The following is a 17,878-nucleotide window of genomic DNA, read 5'->3' on the forward strand; positions in this document are numbered from 1 at the left end:
CCCGAGCCGGGCGGATTCTGCCAAGAGTCGCAGTTGGCCGCCGGGAACGGTCGAACAAGGCACAATTGACGCTGACGACACCGGGAACACCGTGGGGGCCGCGCAGGCGCGGTTCGAGAGGATGACACAGGCGTGCTCTACGCACTGGGCGTGATTGCCTTCGCCATCGGGCTGCTGGCCTCTATCGCCCTGCACGAGATCGGCCACCTGGTGCCCGCCAAGAAGTTCGGCGTACGGGTCACCCAGTACATGGTCGGCTTCGGTCCCACCCTGTTCTCGCGCCGGCGCGGTGAGACCGAGTACGGCCTCAAGGCCATCCCGCTGGGCGGTTACATCCGGATGATCGGAATGGTGCCCCCGCGCCCGGACGGCAGCCGGTCACGCTGGCCGCGCCGGATGGGGGAGCTGGTCGAGGAGTTCCGGGCCGCCAGCCGCACCGAGGTGACCCCGGCCGACGGCGACCGGCAGTTCTACCGGTTGACCCCGGGCAAGAAGATGATCGTGATGCTCGGCGGCCCGAGCATGAACCTGCTGATCTTCTTCATCCTCACGATCCTGCTGTACGGCCTGATCGGCCTGCGGGCGCCGACCACCACCGTCGGCTCGGTCAGCGAGTGCGTGGTCCCCAGCACCAGCACCCAGCAGACCTGCGACCCGACCAGCTCGGACTACCGCAAGTCCCCGGCCAACGGCGTGCTGCAGCCCGGCGACACGATCACCGCCATCAACGGCGCCCCGATCGAGCGATGGTCGGACGCGGTGCGGGTGATCGAGGCCTCGGCCGACACGAGGCTCACGCTGACGGTGCGTCGCGACGGCCAGCCGACCCAGCTGAGCATCACCCCGGTGACCAACACCAAGTACGCCGACGAGTCCGGCGCCACCAAGCAGGCCGGCTTCATCGGCATCAGCACCACCGAGTCCTATCAGCGGCTGACCCCTGGCGAGATCCGCAGCGTGATCTGGCAGCAGCTGGGGCTGAGCGTGAAGGCCCTCCAGCAGTTCCCCGAGAAGATCGTGAGCCTGGTGGGCACCGTCTTCCAGGGCAACCCGCGCGACCAGGAGGGCGCGGTCGGGGTGATCGGCCTGGGCCGGATCGGCGGCGAGATCGCCGACAGCGCCGAGGTGGCGGCCCTGGACAAGATCTCGATGCTGATCAGCCTGCTAGCCAGCGTCAACCTGCTGCTGTTCTTCTTCAACCTGCTGCCCTTGCTGCCGCTGGACGGCGGCCACGTGGCCGGCGCCCTGGTCGAGGCGACCCGGCGCGGGTTCGCCCGGCTGCGCAAGCGTCCGAAGCAGATCTTCGTCGACGTCGCCCAGTTGGTGCCTGTGATGTACGTGGTGGCCAGCATCCTGATCGTCTTCTCGGTGCTGGTGATGTACGCCGATATCGTCAAGCCCATCACCCTGACCAACTGAGCAACCTGACTCAGAACCTGAAGGAGAGTGCTGTGACCAAGCCAGTAGTCGACATGCCGACCGGCGAGCTGACCGGCGAGCTGCAGATCCGGGACCTGATCGAGGGCGACGGTCCGGTCGCGCAGGCCGGGCAGCAGGCGGTCGTGCACTACGTCGGGGTCGCGCACTCCACCGGTGAGGAGTTCGACGCCAGCTACAACCGCAACTCGCCGTTCACCTTTCCGCTGGGCGACGGACGGGTGATCGCCGGCTGGGACCAGGGCGTGCAGGGCATGAAGATCGGCGGCCGGCGCGAGCTGATCATCCCGCCGCACCTCGGCTACGGTGACCGCGGCGCCGGCGGCGCCATCAAGGGCGGCGAGACCCTGATCTTCGTGGTGGACCTGCTCGACCTGCGCTGACGGCGCCCGAGCCGCCATTCGCGGGCGAACACAGCACGAGGCCGGCACAGCACGAGGCCGAACACAGTGAGCAGACGATGAAGGATCGAGGAAACCCCCAGTGAGCGTTCCGGTCGCGTTGGGCATGCCAGCGGCGCCGCCGCCGGTGTTGGCGCCACGCAGGAAGTCCCGCAAGATCGCGGTGGGCTCGGTCGCCGTCGGCGGTGACGCGCAGATCTCGGTCCAGTCGATGACGACGACCCTGACCTCTGACATCAACGCGACCCTGCAGCAGATCGCCGAACTCACCGCCACCGGCTGCGACATCGTCCGGGTGGCCTGCCCCAGCCAGGACGACGCCGACGCGTTGCCCGCGATCGCCAGGAAGAGCCAGATCCCGGTGATCGCCGATATCCATTTCCAGCCCAAGTACGTCTTCGCCGCCATCGACGCCGGCTGCGCGGCGGTGCGGGTGAACCCGGGCAACATCCGCGCCTTCGACGACCAGGTCGGCGCCATCGCCCGCGCCGCGGCCGACGCCGGGGTGTCGATCCGGATCGGGGTGAACGCCGGTTCGCTGGACAAGCGGCTGCTGGCCAAGTACGGCAAGGCGACTCCCGAGGCGCTGGTCGAGTCCGCGCTGTGGGAGGCGTCGCTGTTCGAGGAGCACGGCTTTCGCGAGTTCAAGATCTCGGTCAAGCACAACGACCCGGTGATCATGGTTCGGGCCTACGAGCTGCTGGCCGAGCAGTGCGACTACCCGCTGCACCTCGGAGTGACCGAGGCCGGGCCGGCGTTCCAGGGCACCATCAAGTCCGCGGTGGCCTTCGGCTCGCTGCTGAGCAAGGGCATCGGCGACACCATCCGGGTGTCGCTGTCGGCGCCGCCGGTCGAGGAGGTCAAGGTCGGCCTGCAGATCCTGCAGTCGCTGAACCTGCGCCAGCGCAAGCTCGAGATCGTCTCCTGCCCGTCCTGCGGGCGGGCCCAGGTCGACGTCTACACCCTCGCCGAGAAGGTGACCGCCGGGCTGGAGGGCATCGAGGTGCCGCTGCGGGTCGCCGTGATGGGGTGCGTGGTGAACGGGCCGGGGGAGGCCCGCGAAGCCGACCTCGGGGTGGCCAGCGGCAATGGCAAGGGCCAGATCTTCGTCCGCGGCGAGGTCATCAAGACCGTGCCGGAGTCGATGATCGTCGAGACCCTGATCGAGGAGGCGCTGCGGATGGCCGAGGAGATGACCGCCGCCGGCGTGGGCTCCGGGGAGCCGACGGTCGCCGTCACCTGAGCCGCCCGGCGTTAATCCGTTTGTGGCCGATCGGTCCGGCGGAGCAGACTCAGGTTTCGTGGACCTAGAACTCAGACCTGGAACAACCGACGACCACGCCGAGATCCTGCGAGTGGACGGTGTCGCGTTCGGCGACCACTTCACCGAGCAGGACGCCGAGGACGCCCTGGGCGCCCAACCGCCGCAGTTCACGGTGGCCACCGTGGCGGATCAGATCGTCGGGGTCACCGGCCACTACGACTTCACCATGACGGTGCCCGGCGGCGGCGCGCTGCAGGTGCCCGGGGTCACCTGGGTGTCGGTGAGCCCGGTGCACCGGCGGCGCGGGGTGCTGCGGGCGCTGATGGACCGGCAGGTGCGCGACTTCGCAGCCCTTGGCGTTCCAGCCGCCATCCTGACCGCCAGCGAGGGCGGCATCTACGGCAGGTTCGGCTACGGTCCGGCCTCTTCGGTGCGCAAGACGGTGCTCGACCGGCGGGTCACCAGGCTCGTCCAGTCCGGGCAGAAGACCAGCGGCGAGGTGCAGGTGCTCAACGCCGAGCAGGCCCGGTCGGTGTTGCCGGAGCTGCACCGCCGCTGGCGCGAGCAGGTGCCCGGCGCGCTCAACCGGACCGAGGCCTGGTGGGACCACCTGTTCCTGGACCGCGAGCAGCACCGGGGCGGGATGAGCGCCAAGTTCTACCTGACGCACCCGGAGGGCTATGTCAGCTACCGGGTCAAGGAGCAGTGGAACGACGGCATCGCGGCGTTGCAATGCCGGATCGTCGACTACGTCATCAGCAGCACGGACGCCCATGCCGCGCTCTGGCAGGTGCTGCTGGGCATGGACCTGTTCGAGAGCATCGAGAGCCACCAGATCCCGGTCGATGACCCGCTGCCGTTCCTGGTCAACGACTTTCGGCAGGTGCGCACCACCGCGGTCAACGATGGCGTGTGGGTGCGTCCGATCGACGCGGCGGCGACGCTGGCCGCGCGCACCTACCCGGTCGAGGTCGAGGCGGTGATCGAGGTGGTCGACCCGCTGCTGGGAGACCGGCGGCTGGTGCTGGCCGGCGGCCCGGACGGCGCCAGTTGCCGACCGACCGACCGGCCGGCGCAGGCCAGTTTCAGCCTGGCCGGCCTGGGCTCGGCCTATCTCGGCGGGCACCGGCTGAGCACCCTGGCCAGGGCCGGGGTGCTGCGCTGCGACGATCCCCGGCTGCTGTCCAGGCTCGAGCTGGCGTTCTCCACCGACCGGGCGCCGTTCTACGGCACGGCGTTCTAGGGGGCCGTTCGGCAATGCCGGGCAGCTGAATGCCCGTGCTCGGACGCGCTCAACCGAGCGCCGGTGCGCCGTAGGCCCGAGCTGGCGGTACTTTTTGTGCATGACCTTGATTCAGGTCCAGCCCCGGGTGCTGATGGCTGCCGACGAGCTGGCGGTGCGGTCGCTGGTGCGGCGCGCCCCGGTGCTCAACTGCGTCGTCGGCGCCCGCGTGCAGCGTGCCCCGGACCTGAATCCCCAGCGGCTGGGCGGCTACCTGTGGGGTCTCGGGGACTCCGGTGAGCAGTTGCGGGCGGCGGCCTTCGCGGGCGGCAACCTGATCCCGGTGGGTGAGGACCTCGGCGCCCTGGAGCTGATCGCCGGCCAGCTGGCCCGCAACCGCCGCGGCTGCTCGTCGATCGTGGGCGCGGCCGAGTCGGTCGAGGCCATGTGGTCGGTGCTGTCCCGGCGTTGGGGTCCGGCGCGAGCGGTGCGGGCCAACCAGCCGTTGCTGTACGCCGACTCGCCGGCCGACGTCGAACCGGACAGCCGGGTCCGCCCGGTGCACCCGGGCGAGCTTCCCCGCTTCCTGCCGGCGGCGGTGTCGATGTTCACCGAGGAACTCGGCATGTCACCGACCGGTCAGGACGCCGGCCGCGGCTATCGGGCCCGGGTGGCCGAGCTGATCGACGCCGGCCGGGCCTTCGCCCGCTTCGACGCCCGGGGCGAGGTCGAGTTCAAGGCCGAGATCGGGGTGTTGGGCAGCGAGACGGCGCAGATCCAAGGAGTCTGGGTACGTCCGGACCTGCGCGGGCGGGGGATCGGCACGGCGGCGATGGCGACGGTGCTGACGTTGGCCCTGCAACGCGCCCCGTCGGTCAGCCTGTACGTCAACGACTACAACATCGCCGGACGCCGGCTCTATGACCGGCTCGGCATGCGCCAGATCAGCACGCTGCGCACAGTGCTGTTCTGAAGGTGACGGGCAACGCTCGTAGCGACGCTACTTCGTCAGAGCCGTGTGGTAATTCATCGAGCATGACTTTGGACGCGGTGATCTTCGACTGGGGCGGCACGCTCACCCCCTGGCACACCATCGACCCCTTCGAGTGCTGGCTGGCGGTGACCGCCGACGAGACGCAGGCAGCGGCCCTGCACGCCGCCGAGAGCAGCGTCTGGGCAGCGATCAAGGACGACGAGCACCGCAGCGGCACCTTCGACCAGATCCTGGAGCAGGCCGCGCTGACGCTGACCGAGCAGCAGCTGCGCACCTACTACCAGTGGTGGGACGCCCACAGCTACACCGACCCGGCGGTGCCGGAGCTGTTCGGGGCGCTGCGCAAGCGCGGCCTCAAGGTCGGGGTGCTGTCCAACACGACCTGGCCGGCCGCCGAGCACCAGCGGATCTTTGCCCGCGACGGCGTCGACCACCTGATCGACGGGGCGGTGTACTCCTCCGAGATCGCCTGGGCCAAGCCGCATCCGCAGGCGTTCCGGGCCGCGCTGGACGCGGTGGGCGTCACCGACCCGGCGCGGGCGGTGTACGTCGGCGACCGGCTTTTCGAGGACGTCTTCGGCGCCAACCGGGTCGGCATGCACGCCGTGCTGGTGCCGCACAGCGACATCCCGGTGGCCCAGACCACCGGGATCGAGGGCACCCCGGACGCGGTGGTGCACGAGCTGCTCGATCTGGTGCCGCTGCTCGATGGCTGGCTGGCCGGCGGGTTGCCGGCGCGTGGCCGTCCGACCTAGCGGCGCCGGACCGCTGACTACAGACCCGGGCTGGACCGCTGACTACAGGCCCGGGAAGGCGACCGTCGGGGTGGCCGGACTGAGCAGCGAGCGCCACTCGGTGGCGTTCAGGGCGGCGGTGTTCAACCCGGCCAGCGCCTGCCGCCGCAGGCTGGCGTGCGCGGCAGCGCTGAGCGCCGGACCGCCTGAGCCGTTCGCGCCGGAACCGTTCGAGCCGGTCGCGTTCGAGCCGGTCGCGCTCGAGCCGTTCGCGCCCGACGGCTTCAGGCCGGCTGCCGCGGCCAGCACCGGCGCCACCAGCAGGTAGCGGTACGCGGCCGCGCAGTCCTGTTCGAGTTCCAGCGCCCAGCGTTGGGCGTCGGCCGGCGCGGTCACCGGCTGGGCCGGGGTGTAGCTGGCTTCGGCCGGCGCCGGGCTGGCCCGCCGAGCCGCGATCTGGGCCATCAGCTCGTCGCGGGTGTGCCGGTGGCGCGCTTCCAGCAGTCGGGCCAGCCGAGCCTGGCCGGGGTCGCGCAACTCCACCCCGATCACCGGATAGCCGAAGACCGCGGCGTGCTGGGCGGCCAGCACCCGCTGCAGCGCCTGCACCACGGCGTCCTGGCCGGGGGCGGTCATGAGAGCACCTGGGCATGGCTGGTCAGGCACGCGGCGATGCTGCCCAGCAGCGGCAGCACCTCCGCGGCGTGCGCTTCGGTGGCCGGCCAGTCCAGGCAGGCCAGGGTGGTGGCAGCAGCCGCGGCCCTGCTGGCCGAGGCCAGCGCCGAGACGCTGTCCGGGACACTCGCGCCCGACGAGGGGCTGCCGGCAGGCGCGGTGGTGGCGGGCGCCGAGCTGGTGACGGGCGCCGAACTGGTGACGGCCAATCGCCAGCCCGGATAGTGCTGCAGCACCGCGCGCAAACCCTGGCCGTGCGCCGCCACGTCGGCACGCAATCCGGCCAGCGCGGGGTGCCCGGCCTGGCTCGCCAGCGCCTGGTCATAACCGGCCAGCAGGCGCCGCTGCCGGGCCAGGGCGGCGGTCAGCGCGACCGGCGGCGGTGGCGGCGGCGAGGCGATCTTGCGCTTGACGGGCCTGGTCAGGCCGAGCAGCGCGCCGCCGCCGAGAGCGGTCACCAGCAATGCCCGGTTCAACAGCGTTCTACGGGAGATGTCGGCCATGGCGCGAGCAGTCTCTCAGATGCTTGTAAGCTGGTAAGACAGCTTTCGAAGCTGGCGCGCCGGACTTCACCGGGCATTCTTGGCCATAACTGGACACCGACGGGAGCGCCCGACATGACTGCGCGAACGCCGCAACGTCAACAGCTGATCGAACTGATCAGCCCGGTCATCACCGCAGCGGGATATGACCTCGACGACCTCTCGGTGACTGCCGCCGGCCGCCGGAGCCTCATCCGGGTAAGCGTCGACGGTGACCACGGCATCGACCTCGACGCGGTCGCCACCATCTCGCGCACGATCTCCGAGGTGCTCGACGACGACAACGGCGGCGGCGTGGGCTTCGCCGGCCCTTACGTGTTGGAGGTCAGCTCGCCGGGCGTCGACCGGCCGCTGACCGAGCCCCGCCACTGGCGCCGCGCCACCGGCCGGCTGGTCACGGTGGACGTCGAGGGCCGGCCGCTCACCGGGCGGATCGTGAGCGTCGAGGACTCCGCCGTGGTGCTCGACGTCGCCGGCGCACAGCGCCGCCTGCCGATGGCCGAGCTGGGTCCCGGACGGGTGCAGGTGGAGTTCTCCCGGCCGGGCGAGCCCGAACCGGACGACGCCGATGACCTGAGCGACGTCGATGACCTGAGCGACGTCGATGACCCGAACAACGTCGATGACCTCAGCGACGTCGATGACCCGAACGACGCGGACGACGACGCCGACCTCGGCAGCGACGACCTTGATCACCACCAGAACGACGAGAAGGAGGCCTGAGCCATGGTCTCAGTGGACATCGCGGCACTGCGCAGCATCGAGCGGGAGAAGGAGATCTCCTTCGAGACCGTGCTGCAGGCGTTGGAGACGGCGCTGCTGACCGCGTACCGGCACACCAACCACCCGATGCCGCATGCGCGGGTCGAGATCGACTCCAAGACGGGCGCGGTCACCGTCTGGGCCGCGGAGTACTCAGCCGACGGCGAGCTGGTCGAGGAGTTCGACGACACCCCCACCGACTTCGGCCGGATCGCGGCGATGACCGCCAAGCAGGTGATCATGCAGCGGTTGCGCGACGCCGAGCACGAGCACACCTACGGCGAGTACTCCGGCCACGAGGGCGACATCGTCACCGGCGTCATCCAGGCCGACGCCCAGGCATCCCAGCGCGGGCTGGTGCTGGTCAACCTGGGCAAGGTCGAGGCCGTCCTGCCGCAGTCGGAGCAGGTGCCTGGCGAGGTCTACGAGCACGGCACCCGGATCAAGAGCTACGTGGTCTCGGTGACCCGTGGCATGCGGGGCCTGCAGATCACCCTCAGCCGGACGCACCCGAGCCTGGTCAAGAAGCTGTTCGCCTTGGAGGTCCCCGAGATCGCCGACGGCAGCGTCGAGATCATGGCGGTGGCGCGCGAGTCCGGCCACCGGACCAAGATCGCGGTGCGCAGCCGGGTGGAGGGGCTCAACGCCAAGGGCGCCTGCATCGGGCCGATGGGGCAGCGGGTTCGCAACGTGGTGGCCGAGCTGCACGGTGAGAAGATCGACATCATCGACTACGACGAGAACCCGGCGACGTTCGTCGGCAACGCGCTCTCGCCCGCCGCCGCCCGGGAGGTCCGGGTCATCGACCCGGTCGCCAAGGCCGCGCGGGTGGTGGTGCCCGACTACCAGCTGTCGCTGGCGATCGGACGCGAGGGCCAGAACGCCCGGCTGGCCGCCCGGTTGACCGGCTGGCGGATCGACATCCACTCCGACGCCGAGCCGGTCGAGCCCGCCGCGGCCCCTGCTGACGAATGGGATGACGAGCCGGCAGTCGACATCCGGCCGGCGCCGCGCGAATCCGATCGACTGGTGGCCGAATCCGGCGCTGGTGGGGAGTAGCATTGTCTCTGGCCGTCAGCTCGACGGTGGCCAGCTCGATGACGCGCGCGTTCTGCGTACCTGCATCGGCTGCCGCCAGCGAGCACCGGCCACCGATCTGCTTCGCGTTGTGGCGGGGCCAGCAGCGTCCACCGAGGTCGGCGGCTCTTCGAGTCCGCCGGTCCTGCCGGTCCAGGTGTTGCCGGACCCGCGACGCCGTGCCGCCGGACGGGGAGCCTGGCTTCACCCGGTCATCGGATGCATGGAACTCGCCGAGCGTCGTCGGGCGTTCGGACGGGCGTTGCGCAGCACCGCCCACCTGGACGCCACGCCGGTTCGGAAGTATGTCGAGTCGATCACCGGGTCATAGACCGGTGTTCGGGTCGTGGATTGCCCTCTTGTCAGCTCCCGCCTGACGGGTACGCAGCGAATGTGAGAAGAAGAGCTATGAGCACCCGATGAAGCGCCAGTCATGATTGCGTTTCCCACCTAAATCGGGACCGTGCGGGCTTACCGCCGGTCCTGCGACAAAGGAGTCCAGTGGCAGGCAAGGCCCGCGTACACGAGCTCGCCAAAGAGCTCGGCGTACCCAGCAAGGAAGTTCTGGCAAAGCTCAGCGAACTCGGCGAGTTCGTCAAGAGCGCATCGTCCACGGTCGAAGCCCCGGTCGCCCGGCGGCTGCGTGAGGCGTTCCCCGCCGCGGCTCCGGCTCCGGCCAAGAAGACCGCCCCCAAACCCGTACCCCAGCCCGTCACCGAGGCCGCTCCGGCCCCGGTGACCACGCCCGCCCCTGCTCCGACGCCCGCGGTGGCGCCGGTGGCCGCGCCGACTCCGATCGCGGCAAGCGCCGCGCCGGCGGCCGCGCCGACTCAGGACGGCGGCCTGGCCCGGCCGGCGGCTCCGACGCCGGCGCCCCGGCCCGGCGCGCCGCGACCCGGTGGCCAGCGAGTGGCGAACAACCCGTTCGGCGTGGGCGGCGGCCAGGCCGCGCCCCGCCCGGCAGCTCCGCGTCCGGGCGGCTCGCCCTCCGGGCAGTCCCAGATGCCGCCGCGTCCGGCCGGCCCGCGTCCCGGCGGCCCCGCCGGCGCCGGTGGTCCGCGTCCGAACCCAGGCATGATGCCGCCCCGTCCGAACCCGGGCATGATGCCCGGCCGTGGTGGCGGTCCCGGTGGCCCGGGCGGCCCAGGCCGTCCCGGCGCGCCCGGACGTCCCGGCGGCCCCGGTGGCGCCGGAGCCGGCCGTCCCGGTGGTCCCGGCCGTCCTGGTGGCGCTCCCGGAACCAGCGGCGGTTACCGCGGTGGTCCCGGCGGCGGCGCTCCCGGCGCCGGTGGCGGTTACCGCGGCGGTCCCGGCGGTGCGCCTGGTGGCGCGCCGGGTGGTGGCGGCGGTGGCGGTGGCGGTGGCGGTGGCTTCGGCCCCCGTCCCGGTGGCGGTGGTCCCGGTGGCCGGGGCCGAGGCGCTGGCACCGCGGGCGCGTTCGGCCGGCAGGGTGGCCGTCCGACCCGTGGCCGCAAGAGCAAGAAGCAGCGCCGTCAAGAGTTCGACAACATGTCGGCCCCGTCGCTGGGCGGTGTGCAGGTTCCCCGCGGTACCGGTGAGGTGCTGCGGCTGCCCCGCGGCGCGTCGCTGTCGGACTTCGCGGACAAGATCAACGCTGAGCCTGCCGCCCTGGTCACGGTGATGTTCCACCTCGGCGAGATGGTCACCGCGACCCAGTCGGTCAACGAAGAGGTCCTGCAGTTGCTGGGCGCCGAGCTGAACTACAACGTTCAGGTCGTCAGCCCCGAGGACGAGGACCGCGAGCTGCTGGAGTCCTTCGACCTGACCTTCGGCGACGACGAGGGCGGGGACGAGGCGCTGGTGGCCCGTCCGCCGGTGGTGACCGTGATGGGTCACGTCGATCACGGTAAGACCCGGCTGCTCGACGCGATCCGCAAGTCCAACGTCATCGCCGGTGAGGCCGGTGGCATCACCCAGCACATCGGCGCCTACCAGGTGCACGTCGGCCACGAGGGCGTCGACCGGGCGATCACGTTCATCGACACCCCCGGTCACGAGGCGTTCACCGCCATGCGTGCCCGTGGCGCCTCCACCACCGACATCGTGGTGCTGGTGGTCGCGGCCGACGACGGGGTGATGCCCCAGACGATCGAGGCGCTCAACCACGCCCAGGCCGCCGATGTGCCGGTCGTGGTCGCGGTGAACAAGATCGACAAGGAAGGCGCGAACCCGCAGAAGGTGCGCCAGCAGCTCACCGAATACGGGCTGGTGGCCGAGGAGTACGGCGGCGACACGCTGTTCGTCGATGTCTCGGCGCGCAACAACCTCAACATCGACGGGCTGCTCGAAGGCATCCTGCTGACCGCGGACGCGGCCCTGGACCTGCGGGCCAACCCGCACCAGGACGCCCAGGGCATCGCCATCGAGGCGCACCTGGACCGCGGCCGTGGCCCGGTGGCGACCGTCCTGGTGCAGCGCGGAACGCTGCACGTCGGTGACTCGATCGTCGCCGGCGACGCCTTCGGCCGGGTCCGGGCGATGCTCGATGACGACGGCAAGACGGTCGACCAGGCAGGCCCCGGCTCTCCGGTGATGGTGCTGGGCCTGACGTCGGTTCCCGGCGCCGGTGACTCGTTCATCGTCGTCGAGGAGGACCGGATCGCGCGCCAGATCGCCGACCGCCGGTCGGCCCGGGAGCGCAACGCCCAGTTGGCCTCCAACCGTCGCCGGATCTCCCTGGACGACCTGGACAAGGCGCTGGCCGCTGGTGAGGTTCAGCAGCTGAACCTGATCATCAAGGGTGACGTGTCCGGTTCGGTGGAAGCCCTCGAGGACTCGCTGCTCAAGATCGAGCTCAACGACGGCAACGACGAGGTCTCGCTGCGGGTGATCGGCCGTGGTGTCGGCGCCATCACCGAGAACGACATCAACCTCGCCATCGCCTCGGACGCGGTCGTGATCGGCTTCAACGTCCGGCCCGAGGGCAAGGCGCGCGAGGCCGCCGAGCGCGAAGGCGTCGATGTCCGGTACTACACGGTCATCTACCAGGCGATCGACGAGATCGAGGCCGCGCTCAAGGGCATGCTCAAGCCCGAGTTCGAAGAGGCGCAGCTGGGCACCGCCGAGGTCCGCGAGGTCTTCCGGGTTCCCAAGATCGGCAACATCGCGGGTTCGATCGTCCGCTCGGGCACCATCCGGCGAAACTCCAAGGCCCGGCTGGTCCGCGATGGCATCGTCGTCAACGAGCACCTGAACGTGGAGTCGCTGCGGCGGTTCAAGGACGACGCCACCGAGGTTCGCGAGGGATTCGAGTGCGGTATCGGGCTCGGGTCGTTCAACGACATCAAGATCGGCGACATCGTCGAGACCTACGAGATGCGCGAGAAGCCGCGCGGCTAGTAGTTCAGCCTTAGTAGTCAGCGAGGCCCACCGGTCATGCTCAGCGCCGTCCGCGGCGCTGGGCATGACCCTTCGGGGGGCCTCACACCGACAGCAAAGGAGTTCAGCCATGGCCGATTCGCCACGCTCCCGCAGAATGGCCGGTCGCATCCGGCAGATCGTCGCCTCCTACATCGAGAGCCAGATCAAGGATCCGAGGCTGGGCATGGTGACCGTCACCGACGTCAAGATCACCGGTGACCTGCACGACGCCTCGGTGTACTACACGGTGCTCGGCGACGACGTCGAACGGGCCGATTCCGCTGCCGCGCTCGAGGCCGCCAAGGGACAGATCCGCAGCGAGGTCGGACGCCAGACCGGGGTCAAGTTCACCCCGACGGTGTCGTTCTACCTCGACGAGCTGCCCCAGTCCGCGCAGCACATCGACGAGTTGCTCGCCGTCGCCCGGCAGGCCGACGCCCAGGTCGAGGCGGCCCGGGCACACGCGGTCCCGGCCGGGGACCCAGATCCCTACCGCAAGCCACGTGCGACCGACGACGAGGAGTAGCCGCGCGGACGGCGGCAACGACGGCGCCGGCCCAGTTCGTCTCCGGCCGGCCACCGAGTCCGACTGGCCGCTGATCTGGCCGTTCTGGCATCAGATCGTGGCTGCCGGCGACACCTACTGCTACGACCCGGCGATGGGCTGCGAGGCCGGTCGCCGACTGTGGTTCGGCTCGCCGCCCGACCAGGTCTGGCTGGTGACCGGCTCGGACGGCACGGTGCTGGGCAGCTACCGGCTCGGCCCGAACAAGGCCGGCCCGGGCGCGCACATCGGCACCGCCTCCTACATGGTCAGCGAGGCCGCCCGGGGCCGCGGGGTCGGCCGGGCGATGGTGTCGCACAGCCAGGCGCAGGCGAGTATGGCCGGCTACCGGGGCATCCAGTTCAACGCCGTCGCGGCCTCCAACACGCACGCGGTCACGCTCTACCTCGAACTCGGGTTCAGCGTCATCGGCACGGTGCCCGGCGGGTTCGCCCATCCCGAGCAGGGTTTCGTCGATCTGCTGATCATGTTCTGCGAGCTGTGAGCCGGCGTTGAGCAGCGATCCGGCGTTGAGCAGCCCCGAGCCGGTCGACCTCGTCGACGTCCCGACCCGCCGGATCGTGTCGCTGGCGGCCTCGGCGTTCGTGGTGCTGGCCGCCGAGCCGATGTTCCTGCTGGTCGACACCGCCGTGGTCGGGCACCTCGGCCGGGTCGAGCTGGCGGCCCTGGGCGCGTCCGGCACGGTGATGACGATGCTGACGGTGCTCGGCACCTCGTTGGAGTACGGCACCACCGGGCGGGCGGCCCGCTACTTCGGCGCCGGACGCCGCTCGGCTGCCGTGAACGAGGGCGTCCAGGCGTCCTGGCTGGCGTTGTGGATCGGGCTGCTGGCGGTGCTGGTCGGCCAGCTGGTGGCCCGGCCGGTGGTCCAGGCCATCACCGGCGGCCCGGGCCCGGTCGCCGACGCGGCCACCGAGTGGCTGCGGGTCGCCATCCTGGGTTTGCCCGGCATCCTGATCGTGCTGGCCGGCAACGGCTGGCTGCGGGGCGTGCAGGACACCCGGACGCCGGTGCGGATCGTGGTCATCGCCAACGCGCTGTCCGCGCTCGCCTCGCCGCTGCTGGTCTATCCGGCCGGTCTGGGGTTGACCGGTTCGGCGATCGCGAACGTGCTGGCCCAGTGGGTCGGCGCGCTGCTGTTCCTGCGGGCGATCCGCGCCGAGCAGGTGCCGATCGCCATGGACCGCAAGGTGATGCGCAAGCAGCTGGTGGTCAGCCGCGACCTGGTGGTCCGGGCGCTGGCTTTCCAGGCGGCCTACCTCACGGCGGCCGGGGCGGCCGGCCGGATGGGCGCGGCGGAGCTGGCCGCGCACCAGGTCGGCCTGCTGCTGTGGACGTTCATCGCGCTGCTGCTGGACTCGTTCGCGATCGCGGCGCAGGCGCTGATCGGCGCGGCGCTGGGCGGCGGGGCGGTCGCGGCGGCCAAGCGCACCGCCTGGCGGGTCAGCCGCTACGGTTTCACCGCCGGGGTGGTGTTCGCGGTGGTGATGGCGGCCGGCTGGTACCTGATCCCGGCCCTGTTCACCTCTGATGCGGGCGTTCGCGAGCAGATGCACGTGCTGTGGCCGTGGCTGGTCTGCATGATGCCGGTCGCCGGCATCGTCTTCGCGCTGGACGGCGTGCTGCTCGGCGCCGGTGACAACGCCTTCATCCGCAGCGTCACCCTGGTCGGGGCGCTCGGCGGCTTCGTGCCGCTGTGCCTGCTGGCGTTGTGGCTGGACTGGGGGCTGTCCGGGGTCTGGGCGGGCCTGGCGGCCTTCATCGGGCTGCGGTTCGTCGGGATGGTGTGGCGGACCCGGTCCGGGCGCTGGCTGGTGGTCGGCGAGCAGCGCTGACCCGCGCGCCCGGTTCGCTACCCTCTCCGCGGAACGCGGGACCCACGATGCGAAGGACGACATGGCGAAGAAGGGCCCGACCGGGCCGGGCGGGTTGATCATCGTCGACAAGCCGGCCGGCATGACCTCCCACGACGTGGTCGCCAAGGTCCGCCGGATCGCCGGCACCCGCCGGGTCGGGCACGCCGGCACGCTGGACCCGATGGCGACCGGGGTGCTGGTGCTGGGCGTGGAGCGGGCCACCAAGCTGATGAATCACCTGATCCTCACCGACAAGACCTACCTGGCCACCATCCGGCTGGGTGAGACGACCAGCACCGACGACGCCGAGGGGACGGTGCTGTCCGCTGCCTCGGCCGCCGAGCTCGACCCGGCCGCCATCCGGTCCGCGATCAGCGCCCTGACCGGTGAGATCCTGCAGCGGCCGTCCTCGGTGTCGGCGATCAAGGTGGCCGGTGAGCGGGCCTACGCCCGGGTGCGGGCCGGCGAGACGGTGGAGCTGGCGGCCAGGCCGGTGACGGTGCAGCGGTTCGAGCTGGTCAGCGAGCCGCGCCGGGCGGGGGAGTGCTGTGACCTGGATGTGCTGGTGGACTGCACCTCGGGCACCTACGTCCGGGCATTGGCCCGTGACCTGGGTGAGCTGCTCGGGGTCGGCGGCCACCTCACCGCGCTGCGCCGCACCCGGGTCGGGGTGTTCACCGTGGCGCAGGCGCTGAGCCTGGAGCAGCTGGCCGAACTGCCCGACCCGATCGCGCTGCCGCTGCCGCGGGCGATCGCGGCCACCATGCCGGTGCGCGCGCTGAGCCCGGCCGAGGCCGGCGAGCTGACGTTCGGCCGCACCATTCCCCCGGCCGGCATCGAGGGCGTCTACGGCGGAATCGCCGAGACCGGCGAGGCGGTGGCGCTGCTGCGGGAGTCCGACGGCCGCGCCCGGCCGGTGCTCGGTTTCACCCCCGCCAGTTGAGGGCGCGCCCGCCGGATGGGCGGGGACGTCCCGGGCCGGCGGCTAAACTATGCCCGAAGAGCCCGCCTGCGGTTCGCGCTCGCGGCGCGTCGGAGCTGCGCTCATCGCAGTGGAACCGATCCCATCCTTTAGGAGACGTAGCGACTCATGGCCACCACGAATGACCTGAAGAACGGCCTGGTGCTCAACATCGACGGCCAGCTGTGGACCGTCGTGGAGTTCCAGCACGTCAAGCCGGGCAAGGGCGGCGCATTCGTGCGGACCACGCTGAAGAACGTGCTGTCGGGCAAGGTGGTCGACCGGACCTTCAACGCCGGCACCAAGGTCGAGACCGCGACGGTGGACAAGCGGGCGATGACCTACCTCTACAAGGAGGGCGAGGACTTCGTCTTCATGGACGGCGACACCTACGAGCAGATGCACGTGCCCGCCAGGGTGGTCGGTGACGGCGCGAACTACCTGCTCGACAACGCCGAGGCGGTGGTCGCGGTGCACGAGGGCCTTCCGCTCTACATCGAACTGCCGACCTCGGTCGAGCTGCTGATCACCTACACCGAGCCGGGACTGCAGGGCGACCGGGCGACCGGCGGCACCAAGCCCGCCACGGTGGAGACCGGCGCCGAGGTGCAGGTGCCGCTGTTCGTCACCACCGGCGAGAAGATCAAGATCGACACCCGGGACGGCCGTTACCTCGGCCGGATCAACAGTTGAGCATCTAGCATGGCCGCCCGCAGCAAGGCCCGAAAACGCGCCGTCGACCTGATCTACGAGGCTGATCTTCGCGGAGCCGATCCGGTGACGATGCTGGCCGAGCGGATCGCGCTGGCCGACCCGCCGGTCAACGACTACACCGTCGAGCTGATCGAGGGGGTCACCGAGCACCGGGCCGCGATCGATCAGCTGCTCACCGACTACTCCGAGGGCTGGACGCTGGACCGGATGCCGGGAGTGGACCGGGCGGTCTTGCGAGTAGGGCTCTACGAGTTGCTGTGGGCGCCGGATGTGCCGGACGCGGTGGCCATCGACGAGGCGGTCGAGCTGGCCAAGCTGCTGTCCACCGACGAGTCACCCAAGTTCGTCAACGGGATTCTGGGCAGGGTGCTGCGCGATCAACTACCGGCCGGCGGCGCGAGCGCCACCTGAGGTCGCCCACCGGATGACTCAGGGGCCGGGTGACTCAGGGTCTGAGGCCCTGGTCTGAGGCCCTAGTCGAGCTGGCCGTGCCCGATCGAGCCCGGGGCCAGCACGCCCCAGCTGAGCAGCTTCTCGGTCAGCCGTTCCAGCGAGGTGTCGAACATCAGGGCCAGGGCCCGCAGGTCCTCGCCGCGGATCGAGAGCACCTTGTTGCCGTAGTCGCCACGCTGGCGCTGGATGGAGTGCGCGTAACGCACCAGCGGCGCGGCGTCCTCGGCGGGCACGTGCTGCAGCTTCTGCAGGTCGAGCACGACCTTGCCGCCGCTGTCGGCCCGGCTGCTGGGCACGCCGTCCTCGGTGGGCAGCAACTCTGAGATGGGCACGCCGTAGAACTCGGCCAGTTCGGCGAGGCGGGCCACCGACACGGCGCGGTCGCCGCGCTCGTAGGAGCCGACCACGACCGCCTTCCACTTGCCGTTGGACTTGCGTTCGACGCCGTGCAGGGACAGCCGCTGCTGGGATCGGACCGCCCTCAGCCTGGTGCCGAGCGCACGGGCGTACTCGCGGTCGCCCGGAGCCAGCCCGGCTGCCTCGGAGCCGACGCCTTCAGCGGCCGAGGCTGCGGCTACGTCTTCACCGATGGTCGGAGTGTTGTGCTCAGTCACGTCCCCGTCCTTAAACGTAAGTGGCCACGCGTGGTAGTCATTGTGGTCTGACTTATTACCCAATGTCTGCTGGTAACGCTGACTTCACAGGGTAACACTTCCACATACTGTAACCGGGTAAGCCGACACAAGCGCCCGTACATGGTTGCCATCCTTCATTCTGCTACCGTCGGTGTCTATTCGACGTCCCTTTAACGACTCGTCCTGTGAGGCGGGGAAGGGGGTC

At 70.6% G+C, this 17,878-nt stretch carries 18 protein-coding genes; 15 read left to right on the forward strand and 3 right to left on the reverse strand.

The window, feature by feature from the left end:
• The first annotated feature begins 132 nt into the window (after positions 1-132).
• The 6 genes from VF557_19645 to VF557_19670 all read left to right on the forward strand — a co-directional run bounded on the left by VF557_19645 (position 133) and on the right by VF557_19670 (position 6,073).
• Positions 133-1,419, forward strand: coding sequence for a site-2 protease family protein (locus VF557_19645; GenBank protein ID HEX8082431.1), 1,287 nt, complete (start codon positions 133-135; stop codon positions 1,417-1,419).
• Positions 1,420-1,451: 32 nt separating this feature from the next.
• Positions 1,452-1,820: an FKBP-type peptidyl-prolyl cis-trans isomerase gene (locus VF557_19650; protein ID HEX8082432.1), complete on the forward strand. Its 369-nt coding sequence runs from the start codon at positions 1,452-1,454 to the stop codon at positions 1,818-1,820.
• Positions 1,821-1,944: 124 nt separating this feature from the next.
• Positions 1,945-3,081 carry a flavodoxin-dependent (E)-4-hydroxy-3-methylbut-2-enyl-diphosphate synthase gene (ispG, locus tag VF557_19655; GenBank protein ID HEX8082433.1) on the forward strand — a complete coding sequence of 379 codons (1,137 nt, stop codon included), beginning with the start codon at positions 1,945-1,947 and terminating at the stop codon, positions 3,079-3,081.
• Between the two features lie 58 nt (positions 3,082-3,139).
• Positions 3,140-4,345: a GNAT family N-acetyltransferase gene (locus tag VF557_19660; protein ID HEX8082434.1), complete on the forward strand. Its 1,206-nt coding sequence runs from the start codon at positions 3,140-3,142 to the stop codon at positions 4,343-4,345.
• Between the two features lie 100 nt (positions 4,346-4,445).
• Positions 4,446-5,297 (forward strand): GNAT family N-acetyltransferase, encoded by an 852-nt coding sequence (locus VF557_19665; GenBank protein HEX8082435.1) that lies wholly within the window; start codon positions 4,446-4,448, stop codon positions 5,295-5,297.
• A 62-nt stretch (positions 5,298-5,359) separates the two neighbouring features.
• On the forward strand, positions 5,360-6,073 hold the full coding sequence (locus VF557_19670; GenBank protein HEX8082436.1) for an HAD family hydrolase: 714 nt from the start codon (positions 5,360-5,362) through the stop codon (positions 6,071-6,073).
• 42 nt (positions 6,074-6,115) lie between these two features.
• Here VF557_19670 and VF557_19675 read toward each other — a convergent pair whose 3' ends face one another.
• Both VF557_19675 and VF557_19680 read right to left on the reverse strand, forming a co-directional pair.
• Entirely contained in the window at positions 6,116-6,688 is a 573-nt protein-coding gene (locus VF557_19675; protein HEX8082437.1) for a DUF4439 domain-containing protein, read from the reverse strand.
• On the reverse strand, positions 6,685-7,230 hold the full coding sequence (locus VF557_19680; GenBank protein ID HEX8082438.1) for a hypothetical protein: 546 nt from the start codon (positions 7,228-7,230) through the stop codon (positions 6,685-6,687). Before VF557_19680 ends, VF557_19675 begins: the two co-directional genes overlap by 4 nt.
• A gap of 114 nt (positions 7,231-7,344) precedes the next feature.
• Here VF557_19680 and rimP point away from each other — a divergent pair, with 114 nt between their 5' ends.
• The 9 genes from rimP (at position 7,345) to nusB (ending at position 16,996) form a co-directional block, all read left to right on the forward strand.
• Positions 7,345-7,992 carry a ribosome maturation factor RimP gene (rimP, locus tag VF557_19685; protein ID HEX8082439.1) on the forward strand — a complete coding sequence of 216 codons (648 nt, stop codon included), beginning with the start codon at positions 7,345-7,347 and terminating at the stop codon, positions 7,990-7,992.
• Positions 7,993-7,995: 3 nt separating this feature from the next.
• A complete protein-coding gene (gene nusA, locus VF557_19690) occupies positions 7,996-9,090 on the forward strand; it encodes a transcription termination factor NusA (GenBank protein HEX8082440.1) in 1,095 nt (364 codons plus the stop codon).
• Positions 9,091-9,609: 519 nt separating this feature from the next.
• The gene (infB, locus tag VF557_19695) at positions 9,610-12,468 is read left to right on the forward strand and encodes a translation initiation factor IF-2 (protein ID HEX8082441.1); all 2,859 of its coding nucleotides are present in this window, start codon (positions 9,610-9,612) and stop codon (positions 12,466-12,468) included.
• 109 nt (positions 12,469-12,577) lie between these two features.
• The gene (rbfA, locus tag VF557_19700; GenBank protein HEX8082442.1) at positions 12,578-13,015 is read left to right on the forward strand and encodes a 30S ribosome-binding factor RbfA; all 438 of its coding nucleotides are present in this window, start codon (positions 12,578-12,580) and stop codon (positions 13,013-13,015) included.
• Entirely contained in the window at positions 12,993-13,538 is a 546-nt protein-coding gene (locus VF557_19705; GenBank protein HEX8082443.1) for a GNAT family N-acetyltransferase, read from the forward strand. Before rbfA ends, VF557_19705 begins: the two co-directional genes overlap by 23 nt.
• Positions 13,539-13,545: 7 nt before the next feature.
• The gene (locus tag VF557_19710) at positions 13,546-14,889 is read left to right on the forward strand and encodes an MATE family efflux transporter (protein HEX8082444.1); all 1,344 of its coding nucleotides are present in this window, start codon (positions 13,546-13,548) and stop codon (positions 14,887-14,889) included.
• Between the two features lie 61 nt (positions 14,890-14,950).
• Positions 14,951-15,853, forward strand: coding sequence for a tRNA pseudouridine(55) synthase TruB (truB, locus tag VF557_19715; GenBank protein ID HEX8082445.1), 903 nt, complete (start codon positions 14,951-14,953; stop codon positions 15,851-15,853).
• A gap of 147 nt (positions 15,854-16,000) precedes the next feature.
• Positions 16,001-16,564, forward strand: coding sequence for an elongation factor P (efp, locus tag VF557_19720; protein ID HEX8082446.1), 564 nt, complete (start codon positions 16,001-16,003; stop codon positions 16,562-16,564).
• A gap of 9 nt (positions 16,565-16,573) precedes the next feature.
• Complete coding sequence (gene nusB, locus VF557_19725) at positions 16,574-16,996, forward strand: transcription antitermination factor NusB (GenBank protein ID HEX8082447.1); 423 nt, start codon at positions 16,574-16,576, stop codon at positions 16,994-16,996.
• 62 nt (positions 16,997-17,058) lie between these two features.
• Here the strand turns inward: nusB and VF557_19730 are convergent, their stop codons facing one another.
• A complete protein-coding gene (locus VF557_19730; GenBank protein HEX8082448.1) occupies positions 17,059-17,568 on the reverse strand; it encodes a transcriptional regulator in 510 nt (169 codons plus the stop codon).
• Positions 17,569-17,878: the final 310 nt, after the last annotated feature.

Origin of the sequence: Jatrophihabitans sp. (assembly GCA_036389035.1) — a bacterium.
GTDB lineage: Bacteria > Actinomycetota > Actinomycetes > Mycobacteriales > Jatrophihabitantaceae > Jatrophihabitans_A.